This is a genomic window from Aquimarina algiphila, assembly GCF_007489275.1.
In the GTDB taxonomy this organism is placed as follows: domain Bacteria; phylum Bacteroidota; class Bacteroidia; order Flavobacteriales; family Flavobacteriaceae; genus Aquimarina; species Aquimarina algiphila.
The window spans coordinates 1-18,996 of sequence record NZ_VLNR01000095.1; the positions used below are offsets into that span (position 1 = coordinate 1).

The window sequence follows — 18,996 nt, forward strand, 5'->3', positions numbered from 1 at the left end:
GAGGGATTTAAAAATAGAATCTTATCAAAGATCACAGCAATGACCATTATTCAATATATCAATAGGTTTGAATTCAACAGAAATATAAACAACCTAAAAATTAATATTAACTAAATGCACAACGGGTTAACTTTATTTGATTCTAAATGTTTTAGCACTAATGTGGTTTACCGTATTTTAAATATAGTTTTTAGGTTTTAGTTAACAATTTTTTTATTTTAGCTAAGCTTCCTATAAATGCCCCTATTGTTTTGAAAAATATTTTTAAGCTACATTTCTTTGTTATTTTGTTTTTTGTATCTGCTATTTCACTTCCTGCGATTCAAGCACAAAAACGTAATGTTATTGATAGCCTCAATTCTAGATTGGCAAATTCTAGTGGTGAAGATCGTGCTTCTACATTATTAGCCTTGGCTAAGGTTTACCAAAATAAAGATCAAAAAAAGACAATTAAATATGCAGAAAGAGTAATAGAATTAAGTGAGAAAATAAATGATCAGGTAAATATTGGACGAGCACATACGTTGATTGGTGATGCATATATCATTACAGGTAAGTATAAGGAATCTGCTAAGCATTTTGAGATTGCAAAAACTATCTTTTCTACGATTAAAAGTGAAAAAGATGAAGCGAACTTATATAGGTATATGGGAGAATTATACCTTAAAACTCATGATGACCAAAATGCTAAAGAATATTATCATAAAAGTTTAACAATTTGTAAAAAAATAAATGATACCGATGGAATTGCCTGGAGTATGAATGGACTTATTGAAATTTATTCTGATGATGGAAAAAATGAAAAAGCCAAATCTTTTGCTGAAGAAGCATTAAACTTTGCAAAAATACTTAATGATAACAATCTACAGATTAACCTGCATGCAAAAATTGCAGATTTAATAGCTAAGCAAAACGGTAGTATAGAAGAGGTAAGTGGACATCACGAAAAAGCACTTTCAATTGCAAAAAGAATTGATAATCCCAGAGCAATTAGTGGTATTACTATGCGTAGAGCATTGTTTTTTAGTAGAAGAGGTAAATATGATGAAGGTCAAAAGTATTATTTAGAAGCTTTAAAAGTTTGCCAGAAGCATGGATATTATAAAAACATTATTAATATATATACCAATTTAGGGATAACTGCTCTTATTGTTAAAGGAGATTACCAAAAGTCTTTGGAGTATTTTGGTAACGCTTTGGAGATCTCAAAACAAGTAGAGGATCAAGAAAATGAAGCTAGTCTTCTGGGTATGTTGGGAGCTGTACATATAGAGCAAGGTAATTATCAAAAAGGGATTGAACTTTTGTATGAAAGCCTTGTTTTTTATGAAAAATCAAATGATAAACGCGAATTACCAGGTATTTATAATAATATTGGCGAAGCTTTTTTTCTATTGAATGATTATAAGATGGCTGAAGAAAATTATAAAAAGTCACTGGCTATTTTCAAAGAAAAGAATAGGGTAACAGGAATGATGGTTGCAAATTTAAATCTAGGCAGAACCAAAGTCAAACAAAAAGAATTTACTACCGCTATATCATATTTGGATCAGGTTTATAATGAGTTTGATGAAAATACAAGCCCTAGACAAATTCTACTTTATTATGATGCCATGGCAGAATGTATGCGTAGCCAGGGTAAAAATACTGAAGCTCTTACTTACCTCAATAAGGCTTTAGAAATGGATAAAGAATTAGGAAAGTTGAAAAAAGTTGCAATAGAATTGTATACTAGATTAGGCATGATTTATTATGAATTGGAAGATTATAAAAAGTCAGAACATTTTTTTCAGAAAAGTTTAAAGCTTTCACTTGAAACAAAATCCCGAACCGAAATTCAGAATAATTATTTTTGGCTATCTAAATGTTATGAAAAGTTAAATGAACATGAGAAAGGATTATTATATTATAAAAAATATACTTCAATAAAGGATAGTATTTTTAGCCTCAATAAGATTAAACAAATTGCAGATATACAGATAAAATACGATACTGATAAAAAAGAAAAAGAAATTTTACTTCTTCAAAAAGAGAAAGAATATCAAGCTATTTTATTTAATAGTCAAAAAGATGAATTATATAGAGTGAATCTGGAAACAGATTTGGAAAAAGAACGAAAAGAGCGAGATATAATTCAATTAAAAGCTGCACAACGAAAAAGCTTGATTGATCAATTAAATATGGAGAATAGTCTGCAAATTGCAGAAAAAGAAATTCAAAATAATCAAATAAAAATTCAAAAATCACAGTTAGCACGTGAAGCTATTCTTAGAAATATAGCTATAGCAGGAGGGATCCTTGCTTTATTGGCATCTTTCTTTACAATAATGTATTATCGTCAGAGATTAAAAACACAAAAGATAATAGCTAAAAAAGAAATAGAAGCAATAAATGCAAATCATGATGGTAGAGAAAAGGAAAGAGAAAGAATAGCAAAAGAATTACATGATGGGATAGGAGGAAATCTAGCTGCTATAAAATTGGATTTAAATAAACTATCAGGAGTTTCTGATTCTGATCTGCAAACTATAATAAAGAATGTAAATGGAACATATAATGAGGTGCGTGCATTGTCGCATCATTTAATCCCTCCTAAAATTCTTAATAATACGTTTGAAAAATTAATAAACGATTATCTAACCGATTTATCAAAGACATGCACTTTTGCAATACATAATGATTTCTTTCCTTCGTCTGGGTTTAATCAACTCGAGGATACAATAAAAATCGAATTATATAGAATCACTCAGGAATTAATGAGTAATATTATTAAACATGCATATGCAGAGAGAGTAGATTTACAATTCACAATCCTGGATGAAACGATTAAGCTTATCATTGAAGATGACGGAATTGGTTTTGATGTGGAAAAGTCCTCAAAAGGAATAGGGTTAAGTAATATCTCTTCGAGAACAAAAACATTAGGCGGTACTATGTATATTGATACGTTAAGAAATAGAGGAACTGTAATAGAAATTAATATACCATTTATAGAGAAAAAGGTTATTGCAAAACGTAATCTACTTAAAAGGTCTGTTTCACAGTTTCTTAATGTTATAAATTTTTAAATCAAATTTTATAATGCCGTTAAAAATTAGAGTGAAGCATAATATTCAAAGGATTTAAGTATTAGTTCGTCTGATGCGGTGCAATTATATTTTGCTTCTCCAATTGCAGATAATAAAACAAAATAAATATTTCCTTTTTCATTCTTTTTATCATGAATTAGTAAGTCCATAATGCCTTGATATGTATTAGGGTCAATATCTATTTTTGGGAATGTAGCCAAGATCACCTGACTAATATATTCAAGATCATCAGAAGATAAGGATAGTACCTGGGTAGAAAGATATGCTTCCATTATCATCCCTATGGCTATAGCTTCTCCATGTAATAGTGTGGTTTTTTCGGGATGTGTTAGATAAAAAGATTCTATTGCATGTCCCAGGGTATGCCCGAAATTTAGGTACTTTCTAATGTTTTGTTCTGTAGGATCTTCAAAAACAATTTTATTTTTAATAACAACAGAATCATAAATCATTTGATCTAAATCTTCAAAATCCAGTTGTGATAAATCACTTATTTTTTCCCAATATTGACGATCTTGTATAAGTCCGTGTTTTAACATTTCTGCGAATCCACTACACATTTGGTTAACTGGTAATGTTGTAAGATATTCGGTATCTATTAAAACCATTTCAGATTCACTAATCACTCCGACCATATTTTTCAAATTTCCTAAGTCAACACCTGTTTTTCCACCAACAGAGGCATCTACCATAGCCAATAATGAAGTTGGGATATTGATATATGTAATTCCCCTCTTATATGTACACGCTATAAAACCACCGATATCAGTAATTACACCACCTCCTAGGTTAATCATTAGACTTTTGCGATCCATACCTAACTCTGATAGTGCATTCCATATACCACTACAAGTTTCAATAGTTTTATGAATTTCACCACTTTCTATTTCAATAACTTCAATATCATACTCTTTTTCGATTTTACTCATAAATAATGATAAACAATATTCATGTGTATTGCTATCTACAAGAATACAAATCTTAGAATGATTAGCTTTTTCTAAATAATTGTTTAACGTAGTATAACATTCCTGACCAAAAAAAACGGTTGAATCTTTTGAAACTATGGGCTTCATATATGGGTGAATTAATGAGAGGCGAAATTAAGTAGAATTTGCAAAAAAATAAACTCGCAAGTTCTATATTTGCAGATATCCTAAAATAAGCAATAAGGATTGATGAAAATCAATCATATTTTTAGTAATATATCTTCTGGACTGAAGATTCTTAAAAATTAATTATTAATGAGTCAAAATAACTTGTTCGACAATACAGAAACAGCCTTTGCTTTGAAGAGTGATTCAGAGCTGGAAAGAGCATATTTTCTTTTTAAAATGATTTCTAATGAACCTTTGGTTAGAATAGGTACAGCTGTAACAAATTTTGCAATAAAAGCACATCTACCAGTTCAGGGATTGATAAGAGCCACTGTTTTTGATCATTTTTGCGGTGGAGTTAGTGAAGAAGATTGTTTATCTGTAGTTGATAAGATGTATGTTAAAAAAGTATGTTCTGTACTCGATTATTCTGTAGAAGGAAAAGAAGAAGAAACTCAGTTTGATGCGGTGCTAGAAAAAACATTAAAACTTCTCGAATTTGCCGATGAAAAAGACGCCATGCCTTTTAGTGTATTTAAACCTACAGGATTTGGGCGCTTTCTAATTTGGCAGAAGAAAACAGAAGGAACAACATTAACTTCAGAAGAAGAAAAAGAATGGGAGCGTATCGAGGAACGTTTTGATAAAGTATGTAAAAAGGCATACGATTGCGATGTAGCACTATTAATTGACGGAGAAGAAAGTTGGATGCAGGACGCTGCAGATGAGTTGGTTGCCAGAATGATGCGGAAATATAATAAGGAAAAGGCTATTGTTTATAACACATTGCAATTATATAGACATGATCGCCTAGAGTATTTAAAACGTTTGCATGAAGAAGCAAGGGTGCATGATTTTAAAATAGGAGTTAAAATCGTTCGAGGCGCATATATGGAAAAGGAAAATGAACGCGCTAAAGAAAAAGGATATCCAACACCTATTTGTAAGGATAAAGAACATACAGATCAAAATTTTGACGAGACGATGACCTATATTCTAGAACATCTTAATGATATTTCGGTTTTTATAGGAACGCACAATGAAGAAAGCAGTTATAAGGCTATGGAATTGATGACAAAACTAAATATTGGCAAAAATGATTTTAGAGTTTGGTTTGGCCAGCTCTATGGTATGAGTGATCATATAAGTTTCAATCAAGCGGCAGAAGGATATAATGTTGCAAAATACTTACCTTTTGGACCTGTACGAGATGTAATGCCCTATTTAATACGAAGGGCAGAAGAAAACACATCTGTTGCCGGCCAGACAAGTAGAGAGTTAAATTTATTGTCACAAGAAAAGAAACGAAGAAAGTTATAGGCAAAAATGTATTAGGCTTATAATTTTCAGTTTATTTTTATGTTTTGTAAAACTTAAGAGATTATCTGAAAATGAATTTAAATCAAATTACTGTACCTTCTCTTGATCTAGAGAAATCAATTATATTTTATAAAAAATTAGGATTACGTCTTATTGTAGAATCGCTACCGCATTATGCGCGTTTTGAATGTGTAGAGGGTAATGCAACATTTTCTATACATGAAGTTGAAGAATTACCAAAAGGAGATGGGGTATATGTTTATTTTGAAACCGAAAAATTAGACACAGAAGTACAACGTATTAGTAATGAGGGACTTGAGTTTGATCAGTTACCCACCGATCAACGTTGGCTTTGGCGAGAGGCAAGATTGAAAGATCCAGATGGGAATCAAATCATTTTATACTTTGGTGGAGATAATAGAAAAAATCCACCCTGGAGAATAAATTGAGAGTTCAAAATATTATTCCCAAAGAGCCTAAATAATGAGCAATTCAATTCTAGATCAAACTTTCAACAATAAAAATTTTTCAGGACAAAAGTTACCTGCCAGAGAATATGACAATTGTATTTTTTTTAATTGTAATTTTTCTGATACAGATCTGTCTGTAATTACTTTTTTAGAATGCAAATTTGATCGTTGTAATTTTAATAACGTAATGATGAAAGAAACTTCTTTTCAAGAAGTAGTTTTTACAGAATGTAAAATGCTGGGAATAGATTTTAGTACGTGCAATGATTTTTTATTTACCATAGAATTAGATCATTGCAATCTCGAATATGCCTCTTTTTATGGATTTAAACTAAAGAATACAATATTTAGAAGTTGTAACCTCAAAAGAGCTGATTTTACAGAAACTAACCTTACAGGTTCCGTATTTGCAAACTGTGATTTAGCAGAAGCTTTATTTGAAAGGACCATTGCAAGTAAAACAGATTTTAGATCGGCTAAGAATTATAACATTAATCCAGAATCTAATATGCTTAAAAACGCAAAATTTAGTGTTTTAGGTTTACAGGGGTTATTAATGAAGTATGATTTGGATATTGAATGATCCCAAAAACATAAAATGTATGATGTTTAGATTTTATAAAAAATACTTTGCTTTAACAATTCTTGTGTTTTTGATAGAAGTATGTATTGCGATGTATATAGATGATGCTATTATTCGACCTTATTTTGGAGATACACTTGTTGTGCTTCTTTTGTACTACGGAGTCAGAAGTTTTTTTGGTATTCATCCAAAAACAGTAGCAATAGGTGCACTTTTATTTTGCTATCTCGTCGAAATCATGCAATACTTTCAAATAGTTACTATTTTAGGACTACAAGAATCAAAATTAGCCAGAATTATTATTGGAAGCTCTTTTTCATGGTTTGATATGATCGCTTACACTTTAGGGTTTATTTTAATACTTTGGTTAGAGAAAATAAATGTTTTTAGTATGTTCTCTGCAAAGCATTCATAATTATAATTCATTTTTGAATATATCCATTGAATCATTGTTATTTGCTACTATAATCAACTTACCTCTTGTTGTTTTAATGGACACCATATGCCTAACGTCTTTATCAGCAAAAAAACCAGACTTTAAATTTGAAAGAAGAGAAAATTCACCTTTACTATCACCTTTTAAAAAAGAACCAATTCCTGCATCTGCTCTAGTAGTTTCTACCTCTGACTGGTAATTATTGCCAGCTAAGACCAAATCCTTTATTCCATCTCCATCAAAATCATCAAACAAAATACTATTAATCGGAGACTGTTGAACTTGTTGAGGAAAAGGGGAGAAGGTATAATTGTTATCTCCTTTATTCAAAAATATACCCGAACGAAATTCTACAGCTTTATAGTGCAAAGCAGATTCTAGACCTTTCCCTAGGATACTATTGAGATCACCATTTGCAAATTCATTATATGTTGGAATTTTCCTCGCTAAATGTGGAATTTGTTGTGCAGTACATACTTTTCCTCTTACAGGAACTTTTTTATCATTATAATATTTTGCCAAAATGATATCTTCATTTCCATTAAAATCAAAATCATGAGTATATACATGAAAAGGCTTTTCTTTAGAGGCATGAAATTTATAGTTTGTTCCCAGGTTTCCTGCTATAATATCTTGATCTCCATCATTGTCAACATCTGAAACTAATACAGTATTCCACCAACCCGTTGTAGTTGACAGGGTTTTATACTGAGTACTTTTTATAAGTTTATTTTTTGTGTTGATAAAGACTTCAATTCCCATCCATTCTCCAGTGACTATTAAATCTAAGGCGTTATCTCCATTAATATCTGTCCATACAGCATCAGTGACCATTCCTATTTGTTCCAGTTCTGGAGCTAATTCTTGTGTTGCACGACTAAATGTACCTTTGGTATTGACCAATAAATAACTTATAGGTGAATATGGATATTTTCCTGGTATAACACGTCCTCCAACGAATAAATCAATATCTCCATCGTTATCATAATCAGCGGGAACGACAACAGATCCAGCAGTTATTACTTCTGGAAGTGCTTGCGTTGTTTTTGAAAAATTTCCATGACCATCATTTAAATATAATCTGTCCTGTAATAATTTAGGGTTCTTACTAAACTCATAACTCCCACTCACAACATAAAGGTCTTGATCTCCATCATTGTCAGCATCAAAAAATGAAGCTCCGACATCTTCTCTTTGTTTATCGCTTACAAAATCTTTTACAAGTATATGCTTAAAACGATTGTTCTTTTGTCGGATTAAAAGAGTACCGGGTTGTTTATGAGCTCCACCGATATAAATATCTTCTAATCCATCACTATTGACGTCGCTTTTTGCTATTGCTGGTCCTGTTTGAGAAAGTTTATGAGGTAGCAATATCTGTAAATCATAATCATTAAATGGTTGTTCGGTATGATTATAATTAGATGCTATTTTACTAAAAAGTGTAGTGTTAGCTATCTTTTCGGGTGAAGTATTGTTTTCTTCTATAAGTGATGCATCTATATAATCCACTTTGATGGTCTGATTTGCATTTGCACTTATAATTTCTTGTTGTTTTCCATCTGGCCAAAGGATATCGATTTTTGCAATAGAGTCATTTTTTTGAAAGCCGAAATGTAAAACATTTGAAACAGAAGATAAAAAACCTCTTGTATTTATAAGTTGACGAGATTGTTTGTTGTTGTTTATGAAATGAAGTTTTACTGTTGTACCGACTCCAAATTTATTTTTTTCTGGCCCTTGTAACTCAACTTTAAGAAAACTACTGGTTTTTGTTTGTATAGCATTATTTTTAAGTACTGTAGCTTTATCATTTATATTATTGACTACTATATCAAGATCTCCATCGTTATCTAGATCTGCATAAGTTGCACCATTTGAAAATGTGGGTATGCTATCTGCCCATTTTGCTGAAGTGTTTTCAAAAGTATGATCTCCATTGTTTTTAAAAAAATAATTTGTTAGTTTTTGCTGAGGTAACATCTGAGCAAATTTTAAAAAATCTTCTGGAGATGGTTTTCTATTATTGTTTCTTAATATCTGAAGGATTTCATTATTCTTATCTCGGTCAATAACATCTCTATATACACCATTAGTAACATAGATATCGTTATAACCATCTAGGTCAAAATCGGCAGATAATATAGACCAACTCCAATCAGTATTTGCCATACCGGCCATATTTGCTATCTCACTAAAGGTGGAATTACCGTTATTAAGCTGAAGCATATTATGCATATATTGATGGTGATATCCATTCTTTGTCATCGCTTCAAATTTTGCTATAGAAGTCATCGCCATAGTGGTTTTGGATCGTACATAATCCTCAGGATTCATGTCTAAAGTCATAATATCCATCAACCCATCGTTATTGATATCTGCAATATCACTCCCCATGCTATTAAATGACATATGTTTAAATAGTTTGTCTTTAGACTCTGTAAATGTGCCATCGGTATTATTGATGTACACCAAATCGGGTACATTAAAATCATTGCAAACGTATATATCTTGCCAACCATCATTATTAAGATCTCCTACTTGTGGATTTAGCCCAAACCCAATGTCGTATAAAAGCCCTGCTTTCTCAGAAACATCAGTAAAATGACCTGTTCCATCATTGTTATATAACCTGTCGCACCCTTTAAGTGTAAGTGTTTTAGAATCTTTTTGTACAGCATTAAGATCGATTACTTTAGCTCTACTAGTGATATCAGGAGTATTAGAAATGTATACATCAAGATCATTGTCATTGTCATAATCAAAAAATGTAGCTTGTATTGTTCTATTTGCATCAGCTAACCCAAGTTCTTCAGCTTTTTCAGTAAAAGTTATTTGTCCTGAGCTTGTAGATGGACCGTTATTAATATAAAGCATATTGGCAAATGCATTATTTTCATCTTGCCACCCTCCACGAGAGATATAGATGTCCAGAAAACCATCATTATTTACATCGGCTATAGTTACCCCGGTATCAAATCCTTTTCTTTTTTCTATACCGGATGTTTTGGTAATATCTTCAAATTTAAAATTTCCTTTATTTATATAAAGTTTGTTGTCAGATGTATTTGAAATAAAAAATAAATCTATTAGTCCATCATTATTAAAGTCTGCTGAGGCAACACCTCCTCCAATATAAGTATACATATATTGATAATAATTAGACTCTAAAGTTTCTGTTAATGTATTTTCAAAATCAATACCAGATTGATCAGGAAGAATCGAAGTAAATAGTTTTTTTGTTTCTGTATTTTCTTTTGATATAGAATTGTTTTCTGATTCTGAACAAGAGGTATAGAAAAGACAAATTACTCCCATCAGAGCTATAGTTCTTAAATATTTTGATGAGTACAATTTTATATCCAAAATTTTCATAGTGTAGTAGTATCTTCAGCCTGATTTATAATGGTTGTTGTAAAATACACAACGGTAAAACCGGTTAAAACTTCACCGTTGTGTTTAAAAATAATTAATTCAGTTTGTTTAATCTTTTTTCATCTAGTTATTAACACTTGGATTAAGGTCGATTTCTCTTTGCGGAATAGGGGCAAAGTAATTATCAGTACCCAAAGAACCTTTAATAGGGTTGAATTCTGGTAATAATTCACCACTACTATTCATAGAAGTTTGGGGAGTTCTATTAGAGAGTGCTTGTTCGACGCGTTCCATTCTTACCAGATCATTCCAACGTAAATATTCTCCTGCAAATTCCCATTTTCTCTCTGTAAACGCTAATTCTGCCAGATCACCTGTAGTTACATCTACTCCTGCATTTGGAGTATTAAACGGTAACCCTTCGGCTCTTCTTCGAATCATATTTAATGCCTCCCATGCCTCTGCAGTAATATTGCCTGATCGAGCAGAAGCTTCTGCATATATCAATAATACTTCTGCATATCGTATAAAGAAATCATTTCGATCCGTTTGAAAGTCAGGAGCCAAATTATCTTCAATAGGACCTACAATTTTCTTGAAAACAGGAGTTGGTTGATCATTAAAGTTTTCCCAATCATGCTCTGTTCTATATGTTGCTTCTTTTCTGGGGCCTTCTGGGAAATCTTCAAAAAATCGAATTTCAGCAAAAGTTTCTTGCCAACCAGCTAAGTCTGAAGGATTACCTAGTTTTCCAAATTTACGATTAGGCTGACCACAACTCTTGCAATAAGGTATTGTCCATACAGACTCGCTATTAAATACATTTGCTAAGGTCCATAAATCCTCGAGGTCATCTAGTAGAGCAAAATTGTGTGCAGCACTGTTATCGATAACTTGTTTTGCACTTGTAGCAGCTTCTGCATACTTTGCATTGTCTTTAACAGGAAAACCTGCCCAATCCAAATATAATCTGGCTAATAATGCTCTCGCAGAACCGCTGTTGGGTCTGGGGGCTCCTGCATTAACTCCAGGGTATACATCTGGTAATCCACTTTCTGCTGCTAAGAGATCAGATTCGATTTGCTCATAAACGGTTACCTGATCTGATAAACCTAATTGTTGATCTGGATCAGGAACGAGTGGTAAAGGTATTTGTCCATGAATTCTGGCTAAATGAAAAAACATTACCCCTCTTAAAAAGTAAACTTCTGCAATTAACCGAGTTTGAGTTTCTATTTCACCGGGGTCAGTAAGAATAAGTCCTTCGTTATTAGATATAACAGTATTTGCAGCACGAATTGTTCTGTAAATCGCTTCCCAATTATTTTTAACTCTAGAGTTTGCTTGAGAAACTTGACGTTGATCAAATTCTCTAAATTCAGCTTTGTTACTTCCAAAATGGGTAGTAATATCATCTCCAGCCCAGAAAGGAGCATAAAAAGTGGTCATCCAGGAAGCATCATTTAATCTAGCATGAACTCCGGTAACTCCTAGTTCTAATTCTTGAATTTTAGAATATGCACCCGGAGCTAGTTGCGCTATTGTTGGATCTTCATCCAAATCTGCACAACTTTGAAAAATAGATGTTATTATCACTACTGATAATAAATATCTTATTTTGCTTTTTATTTTTTTGTTATATGTTGTTTTCATAAAATTTGTTTTTTGTGTTAAAACCCTACTTTTACTCCAAAAATGAATGATCTTGGATTTGGGTAGGCTCCTGCATTTATACCTGCTGCTACATCTACACTTTTATTTCCTGCATTATCATCTGCCGGGACAGATGTGAGCTCAGGGTCATATCCAGAATAATCTGTGATTAAGAATAAATTCTGTCCTGTTATATACAGCTTAACATTGGCATTTAAATGTTTTACATCTTTTAATGTGTATCCTAAAGTAAGATTGCTAAGTCTGATAAAATCCCCTTTTTCTATATAGCGTGTTGATCCGGCTTCATTCGGTCCTCCTGCGGGAATATCTGTTTCATTTTGCGGTGTCCATTGATTTAATTGTTCTGGAGCTAAAAAACTTCTTTGATTTCCTGTGTTACCAACGATTACACCTTGTACAGCATTTAAGATATCAAAACCGTGTACTCCTTGAAAGAATATATTTAGATCCCAGTTTTTATAAGTAATAGTATTGTTAAAACCCCACGTTAATGTAGGTGTACCGTTACCAATAGCACTAAATACAATATCTCCATTTTCATCTCTAAGATATCTGGCGTCCCCCGGTGCTCTTCCAAATGTTGCCGCTTCAGCTGCTTCAGATGTTTTCCAGGTTCCTAAAAAAGTAGCTCCATTAAATTGCCCTAAAGGTTGACCTACTTGTATAATGTTCCAGGTTCTACCTTGTCCATCGATACTACCAAAAGTTCCTTGAATTTCATCACGACCACCTAAGTCAGTTACTTCATTTTTAAAATGGGATAGATTAAAATTGGTATTCCAGTTAAAATTATCTGTATTGATTACATCTGCAGAAATAGCAACATCAATTCCTTTGTTTTCTACTTCTCCAATGTTTTTTGAAATTGTTACATTACCACCGTTAGAAGGGATTACAGGGTCATCAAGGAGTAGATCTGTTGTGTTTTTTTGGTAGGCATCTATAGACAGGTTTGCTCTCCCGTTTAAAAAACCTAAATCTATACCAATATTGGTCTGTGTTGTGGTTTCCCATTTTAGATCAGGGTTACCAAAACTGTTAGGTGCTACACCAGGTGTAGAATCTGATCCATTGAATGAAAAATTTGCATTTTGTACATTAGGAAAAGTAGTGTAAGGGTCTATGTTTTCGTTACCTACTTGTCCCCAACCAGCTCTTAGTTTAAGACTGCTAAAAACATTACTGTTTTCTATAAATGTCATATTATCAAATGAATATGCTAAAGCTACAGAAGGAAAATATCCTCTTCTGTTTTCTGATCGAAATACTGAAGACTCATCCATACGAATTGTTCCTGTGACAAATAAGGCATTATTATAAATATATTCACCACGGGCCATTAGGGATTGAATACTTCTTTCTGAAAAATTATTAAAAACAGATTGGCCAGATCCAGGAGCAGTTTCTGCAAAATAGAATCCACCAGGAACAAAAAGACGAGCAGCATTATATCCATTAAAACGATTCTGTATCCCAGAAAATTCATAGACTCCGGTAGCCTTTACATTGTGTTGACCAAATTCTTTGCTCCAGGTAAGAATATTACTGATCTGATGAGTCGTATTTTTATTGTCTCCAAAACCAGCCGTTGGAGGGTCAGCTCTAAATGTTCTGTAACTTTCATTGGACCCATTAAAAGTTGTTGCTCCTGCTATTAGAGTATAGTTAAGATTTTCTAATATATCATAACTTAGGTTGATATTGGCGTCAATTCTGTCTCTTATATTTTCAACATTGGCCAGTGTTAGGTTCGCAACTGGATTATAGTTAAGGGATGCCAAATTTCTTTCAGAAACATTATTGTAATTTCCATTTTCATCAAAGATTGGAGTAGTAGGGTCCCAGGATAAAGCATTTAACACTACACTTCCTTGAAATCGACCAAATTGATTTAAATCATTTATTGTAGTGGTTCTACTACCAAATATATTAAACCCAATTTTAAACTTGTCAGAGATGTTTGCGTTAACGTTAGAACGTAATGAATATCGTTCATAATTAGTATTAATTACGACACCTTCTTGATTGACATAATTACCAGATATAAAATATCCAATCTTTCCTTCAGATCCACTTGCAGATAGTTGTAAGTTTTGACTTATTGCAGTTTGAAATATCTCATCTTGATAATTTGTTCCTCCATTAGCCGCAAAACCAGCTATTTCTTGATCTGTGAAAATTGCAGATCCACCGCCTCGGATTCTTCTTGAATTTTCAATTCTAGCAAAATCAGCTGCCCCCAAAGTAGGTATTAAATCTGGTACTGTAGATATTGTCGTAAAAAAATCAACATCTACTTTTGTAACGCCTTTACCTTTTTTAGTACTTACCAAAACCACTCCATTAGATCCTCGTGATCCATAAACTGCTGTTGCAGAGGCATCTTTTAATACATCTATCGATGCAATATCATTAGGGTTTAATGTACTTAAGTCACCACCAATAAAACCATCAATAACAACTAGAGGGTCATTACTTCGGTTAATAGAGTTAGCTCCTCTAATTCTTACTTTAATAGCTGCCCCTGGCGCTCCGTTTGCTTTTGCAACAGTAACTCCTGCAGCTCTACCTTGTAAAGCTTCTTCCAGACGTGCTAGAGGTTGACCTTCAAAAGATTTTGCAGAAACTTGTGAAACAGAACCTGTAAGATCACTTTTTCTTGCCGTTCCATACCCAATAACCACAATCTCATCTAAAGCTTGGGTATCAGCTAAAAGTTTTACGTTGATTGTTGTTTGATTACCTACCGTTATATTTTGAGTAATAAACCCTAAATATGAAATGGTAATAACATCATTTTCTGTAGCAGAAATACTAAAATTACCGTCAAAATCAGTAATTTGACCTGTAGTAGTACCTTTAACTAAAACATTTACTCCAGGAATACCTACATCGTCTTCTCCAACAACCTTACCGGTTATCGTTTGTTGTGCATAGACTTGATAGATTCCCATCAGTGCTGTGAGTAGCCCCAGAATCAAACGTTTTCTGGATAAATTAAAAAATAGTTCTTTCATAATTAATTGTTGAAATGTGAAAAATTTAATAAAGTATCCCTTACTTAAATATGTCTCGGTTGCTTATGAAGTATTATTCGCCTGGTTAGTTTTTTTATTTGGTTATAAATAATACTGCACAATAACCGCTAACTTTTGTTTCCAATTAAAAGTTGTCGAATGAGCTCCCTGAGTGATAAAGAACTCTTTTAACCAAATGAATAAGTTTGAAAAGTGAAAATTTTAAAAATTGCGAGCCATGAAGAGTTTTAAAAAATGATTTAGGAATCATTTTGAATATTTCATGTTTTTTTAATCTATATAATTCAATTTTATTAAAAATTAACTTAAAAAACTACTAAATTGGTTGATGATGTAAATGTTCGGAATGATTTTATACAAATGGATTACATATGATTAGAAACATGCCACAAATGATTTGTTGCACTCTTAAAATTGTGTTTTTTTGATGTAGAAAGTAAAAAAATAAATGGTTAAAGGTTTGTTTTTAAGTGTGTTGTGTTTGTTTTTTTGAATTTCACAAAGAATTAAGGTTTTGGATGGTTTTGTTTAGAGGTTCTACCGTAAAAAAGAAGTCAAAAAAGATATTTCTACGTGCTGAAAGAGTTTGTTTTTACTTTTCTTTAATAGAATAAAAATCAAGAATTTATACAGTTCATGACTTTTTCTAGTCTATTGATAACTTCTCTAATCTCATCTTCGTTTAATGCGGCAAAACCCATTCGAACTCCATTATGATTGGAGTTATTATTGTCATAACGTCGCCAATTAGGATTGAGTTCTAAGTGAAGTTTTTTAGCTTCTCTATATATATCATCCCAATGATAAGACTTGTTAAGTTTTGTCCAAACCGCCATACCTCCATTAGGAATTCTAAAATCAAAATAAGGATTTAGTTTTTCTTTTAATAAAGAGCAGAATAAGTCACGTCTCGTTTTATATATTTTGAGCACTTTGTTAGAATGACGTTGTACATCCCCCGAAGTAATCATTTGTGCTATTGTTTGTTCGAGTAACTGATCTCCTTGACGATCAATAATGCGTCTCAAACTTGCGGCCTCATCAATAAAATCTTTTGAAGCTATCAGATATCCAATTCTCATAGCTGGAGCGATAATCTTGGTAAATCCTCCAATATAAATTACATTGCCTTTATTGTCATTACTGGCAAGAGGTAAAATAGGAGCATTACTGTAATGAAAATCATAATCGTAATCATCTTCTACTATAGCAAAATTATAGTGTTGAGCCAATTGTAATAAATGCATACGCCTTTTGGCAGAAAGAGTTACAGTTGTTGGATGATGATGATGAGAAGTTACATAGACTGCTTTTATTTCTTTGGATTTACATAGTTTTTCAATACACTTGGTATCCAAACCTTCTTCGTCAACAGGAACTCTTTCTATAATTCCTCCTGATTCTATAAATGTATTATCAGCTGTTATGTAATTAGTAGAACCAACAATAACTCGATTTTTATTTGAAAGTAATAGTTGGCCGGCAAGATAAATTCCCATCTGACTACCTCGAGTAATTAAAATATTGTCAATTTTGATATCTAACCCGCGAGTTTGATTTAGATAGTACATTAAGGCTTTTCTTAATTCGATATTTCCATAGATAGATCCATAAGTCAATAAATCCTTATTGTACATTTTTTTGCTAATGTTTCGGTATATTTTTGCTATTTCGTCTATCGGAGCTAATCTATGGTCAGGGCTTCCATCGTCTATTTTTAATGTTTGCTCTGTGTTTGAAATACTTAATTTTCGCACCAAATGAGTACGCTTAGAAAAAGTAAATCCGCTTTTGTCTTTTGTTTTCATCTCAGCAAAAGATCGATCAAAGCCTAACGGATTAACGATAGGCAATATACTGCTGACAAATGTTCCTCTTGCAGGTATGGTTTCTATCCATCCCTGAGAAATAAGCTCTTCATAAGAAGCTATAACGGTTTTACGATGTATAGATAGGTTTTCAGCTAATTTTCGTGACCCTGGTAATTTGGTGGATGGAGGTAGTTTTCCTGATTTTATAAAGCCAATAATTTGATCACATAATTGTAGATACAGATTTCGATTAATATTACGATCAAGAATGATATTATTTTTAAAAGGAAACAATACTGGACTATTAAATATTTGTAAACTGGGTTGTTTTAATGTACCATAAAGCTATTATTTTTGAACGTGAAATAAAAATATATTATGGCAGATTATTCAATATCAGAACTTAATAAAGTAGTTAGAGGCCCTAAGAGAGCGATATATGACATAAATACTATAAATGAAATCTTAGATGATACATTTTTGTGCCATGTCGGTTATGTGTTTAAAGGTCAAGCTATAGTAATTCCTACTGCTTATGGAAGAAAAGAAGATAAAATTTATATTCATGGATCTCTTAAGAATCGAATGATGCTAAATTTATTAGATGTTGGTGAGGCGAGTCTTTCAGTAACGCATCTGGATGGCTTGGTTTTGGCAAGGTCTGCTTTTCATCATTCAGCAAATTATAGATCGGTAAATGTATTTGGAGAGGTACGTAAAGTCGAAAATCCAAAAGAAAAAATGGATGCACTTGCATGTATTTTAAATCATATGGTCTCTGGTCATTGGGATAATGTAAGACAGCCCAATGAAAAGGAGTTTAATGCTACTTTAGTTTTAGAATTAAGTATTAAAACAGCTTCAGCAAAGGTTAGGGCAGAAGGAGTGGTAGATGAAGCAGAAGATTATAAATTACCAATATGGGCAGGTGTAGTTCCTTTAAGACAAATTGCTAATAATGCTATTTCTGATGATAATCTACAAGAAGGAGTTAAAGAACCAAAAGAAGTACTTGATTATATAAACCAAAATAGATAAAACAAGAATAATATGCTTGAAGTAAGACCCACTTGTGAAAATTGTAATAAGGATCTACCAAATCATAGTGTAGATGCAATGATTTGTTCTTTTGAGTGTACTTTCTGTAAAGATTGCGTAGAGAATATTTTATTTAATGTATGTCCAAATTGTGGAGGTGGTTTTGAAAAAAGACCAACACGCCCTGTTAATTGTATTACTGGGAATTGTGTAGAAAAATATCCTATAGGAGAAAGGGTAGTTTACAAACCCGTAGACAAAGAATCTTTTAATGAAATTTTAAACATGTTTATAGATGTTGAACCGGCTAAAAGATAATGTTATGATTGATATAAGAAGGGCTAATGTTAAAGATGCAAAGAGTATTTCTTATTTAGGAGCAAAGACTTTTGATCAGTCTTATGGGCAGTTTTTTGATAAACGAAATACTATAACAGAATATCTGAACATAGCATTTTCATTGGATAAAATAGAAAAAAGTTTGGCTAATCCTGATAATTTATATTGGCTTGTAGAAGATTTTGAGAGCTCAAAACCAATAGGTTATGGTAAATTGAAATTAAATTCTCCATCAGAATTTATAAAGGATCAAAATGTATGTAAACTTCAACGGATATATCTTTTGCAGGGATATGAAGGTCAAGGTATAGGAAGTAAATTGCATCAACAAATGATAGAAGCTGCTATAGATCTATCATATACCTATTTGTGGTTATCAAATTTAAAGAAAAAAGAACAAGCCGTATCTTTTTATAAAAATAAAGGGTATCAAGTTGCTGGAGAACATAATTTTACCATAGGAAATGAGACTTTTCAATTTTGGGCGATGAAAATTAAATTATAATATCTGATTCGCTTTATGATATTTTAGAACGGTTGCAGAAAAAATATTAAATATCGTACTATAACCTTTTTTATATTTTTAGTTATTGATTACCCGTTGTGCATTTAGTTAATATTAATTTTTAGGTTGTTTATATTTCTGTTGAATTCAAACCTATTGATATATTGAATAATGGTCATTGCTGTGATCTTTGATAAGATTCTATTTTTAAATCCCTC

The 18,996-nt window shown here is 32.1% G+C and carries 13 protein-coding genes and 2 pseudogenes; 9 read left to right on the top strand and 6 right to left on the bottom strand.

All coding sequences use genetic code 11. The annotated features are described in order from the left end of the window. Both FOF46_RS32795 and FOF46_RS28190 read left to right on the top strand, forming a co-directional pair. Window positions 1-114: pseudogene (locus FOF46_RS32795) on the top strand (IS982 family transposase); the annotation flags it as partial. Between the two features lie 137 nt (window positions 115-251). Continuing rightward, entirely contained in the window at window positions 252-3,068 is a 2,817-nt protein-coding gene (locus FOF46_RS28190) for a tetratricopeptide repeat-containing sensor histidine kinase (RefSeq protein WP_143918812.1), read from the top strand. Between the two features lie 26 nt (window positions 3,069-3,094). Here the strand turns inward: FOF46_RS28190 and aroB are convergent, their stop codons facing one another. After that, window positions 3,095-4,165: a 3-dehydroquinate synthase gene (gene aroB / locus FOF46_RS28195; RefSeq protein WP_143918813.1), complete on the bottom strand. Its 1,071-nt coding sequence runs from the start codon at window positions 4,163-4,165 to the stop codon at window positions 3,095-3,097. A 168-nt stretch (window positions 4,166-4,333) separates the two neighbouring features. Here aroB and FOF46_RS28200 point away from each other — a divergent pair, with 168 nt between their 5' ends. From FOF46_RS28200 to FOF46_RS28215, 4 genes are all read left to right on the top strand, one after another. Next, window positions 4,334-5,506, top strand: a complete 1,173-nt coding sequence (locus tag FOF46_RS28200; RefSeq protein WP_143918814.1) for a proline dehydrogenase family protein — start codon at window positions 4,334-4,336, stop codon at window positions 5,504-5,506. A gap of 71 nt (window positions 5,507-5,577) precedes the next feature. Continuing rightward, window positions 5,578-5,955: a VOC family protein gene (locus FOF46_RS28205; RefSeq protein WP_143918815.1), complete on the top strand. Its 378-nt coding sequence runs from the start codon at window positions 5,578-5,580 to the stop codon at window positions 5,953-5,955. 34 nt (window positions 5,956-5,989) lie between these two features. Then, entirely contained in the window at window positions 5,990-6,559 is a 570-nt protein-coding gene (locus tag FOF46_RS28210; RefSeq protein WP_143918816.1) for a pentapeptide repeat-containing protein, read from the top strand. Between the two features lie 19 nt (window positions 6,560-6,578). After that, window positions 6,579-6,974 (top strand): ribosomal maturation YjgA family protein, encoded by a 396-nt coding sequence (locus tag FOF46_RS28215; RefSeq protein ID WP_208746830.1) that lies wholly within the window; start codon window positions 6,579-6,581, stop codon window positions 6,972-6,974. On the opposite strand, the gene FOF46_RS28220 is transcribed toward FOF46_RS28215, so the two are convergent. The 4 genes from FOF46_RS28220 to pdxR form a co-directional block, all read right to left on the bottom strand. Continuing rightward, the gene (locus FOF46_RS28220) at window positions 6,975-10,313 is read right to left on the bottom strand and encodes a VCBS repeat-containing protein (protein WP_143918817.1); all 3,339 of its coding nucleotides are present in this window, start codon (window positions 10,311-10,313) and stop codon (window positions 6,975-6,977) included. It abuts the gene before it with no gap. 180 nt (window positions 10,314-10,493) lie between these two features. After that, the gene (locus tag FOF46_RS28225) at window positions 10,494-12,023 is read right to left on the bottom strand and encodes a RagB/SusD family nutrient uptake outer membrane protein (protein ID WP_143918818.1); all 1,530 of its coding nucleotides are present in this window, start codon (window positions 12,021-12,023) and stop codon (window positions 10,494-10,496) included. A 17-nt stretch (window positions 12,024-12,040) separates the two neighbouring features. Beyond that, window positions 12,041-15,064: a SusC/RagA family TonB-linked outer membrane protein gene (locus FOF46_RS28230; protein ID WP_143918819.1), complete on the bottom strand. Its 3,024-nt coding sequence runs from the start codon at window positions 15,062-15,064 to the stop codon at window positions 12,041-12,043. Window positions 15,065-15,702: 638 nt separating this feature from the next. Continuing rightward, window positions 15,703-17,190 (bottom strand): MocR-like pyridoxine biosynthesis transcription factor PdxR, encoded by a 1,488-nt coding sequence (gene pdxR / locus FOF46_RS28235; protein ID WP_109437564.1) that lies wholly within the window; start codon window positions 17,188-17,190, stop codon window positions 15,703-15,705. A gap of 84 nt (window positions 17,191-17,274) precedes the next feature. Between pdxR and FOF46_RS28240 the strand changes: the two genes are divergently transcribed. Genes FOF46_RS28240 through FOF46_RS28250 form a run of 3 tightly spaced genes read left to right on the top strand, consistent with a single transcriptional unit; the run spans window position 17,275 to window position 18,778 of the window. Beyond that, a complete protein-coding gene (locus FOF46_RS28240) occupies window positions 17,275-17,934 on the top strand; it encodes a pyridoxamine 5'-phosphate oxidase family protein (RefSeq protein WP_109437563.1) in 660 nt (219 codons plus the stop codon). Between the two features lie 12 nt (window positions 17,935-17,946). Then, complete coding sequence (locus FOF46_RS28245) at window positions 17,947-18,252, top strand: DUF1272 domain-containing protein (RefSeq protein ID WP_109437562.1); 306 nt, start codon at window positions 17,947-17,949, stop codon at window positions 18,250-18,252. A 4-nt stretch (window positions 18,253-18,256) separates the two neighbouring features. Then, complete coding sequence (locus tag FOF46_RS28250; protein ID WP_160114266.1) at window positions 18,257-18,778, top strand: GNAT family N-acetyltransferase; 522 nt, start codon at window positions 18,257-18,259, stop codon at window positions 18,776-18,778. Between the two features lie 104 nt (window positions 18,779-18,882). Here the strand turns inward: FOF46_RS28250 and FOF46_RS32800 are convergent. Next, window positions 18,883-18,996, bottom strand: a pseudogene (locus FOF46_RS32800) (IS982 family transposase); the annotation flags it as partial.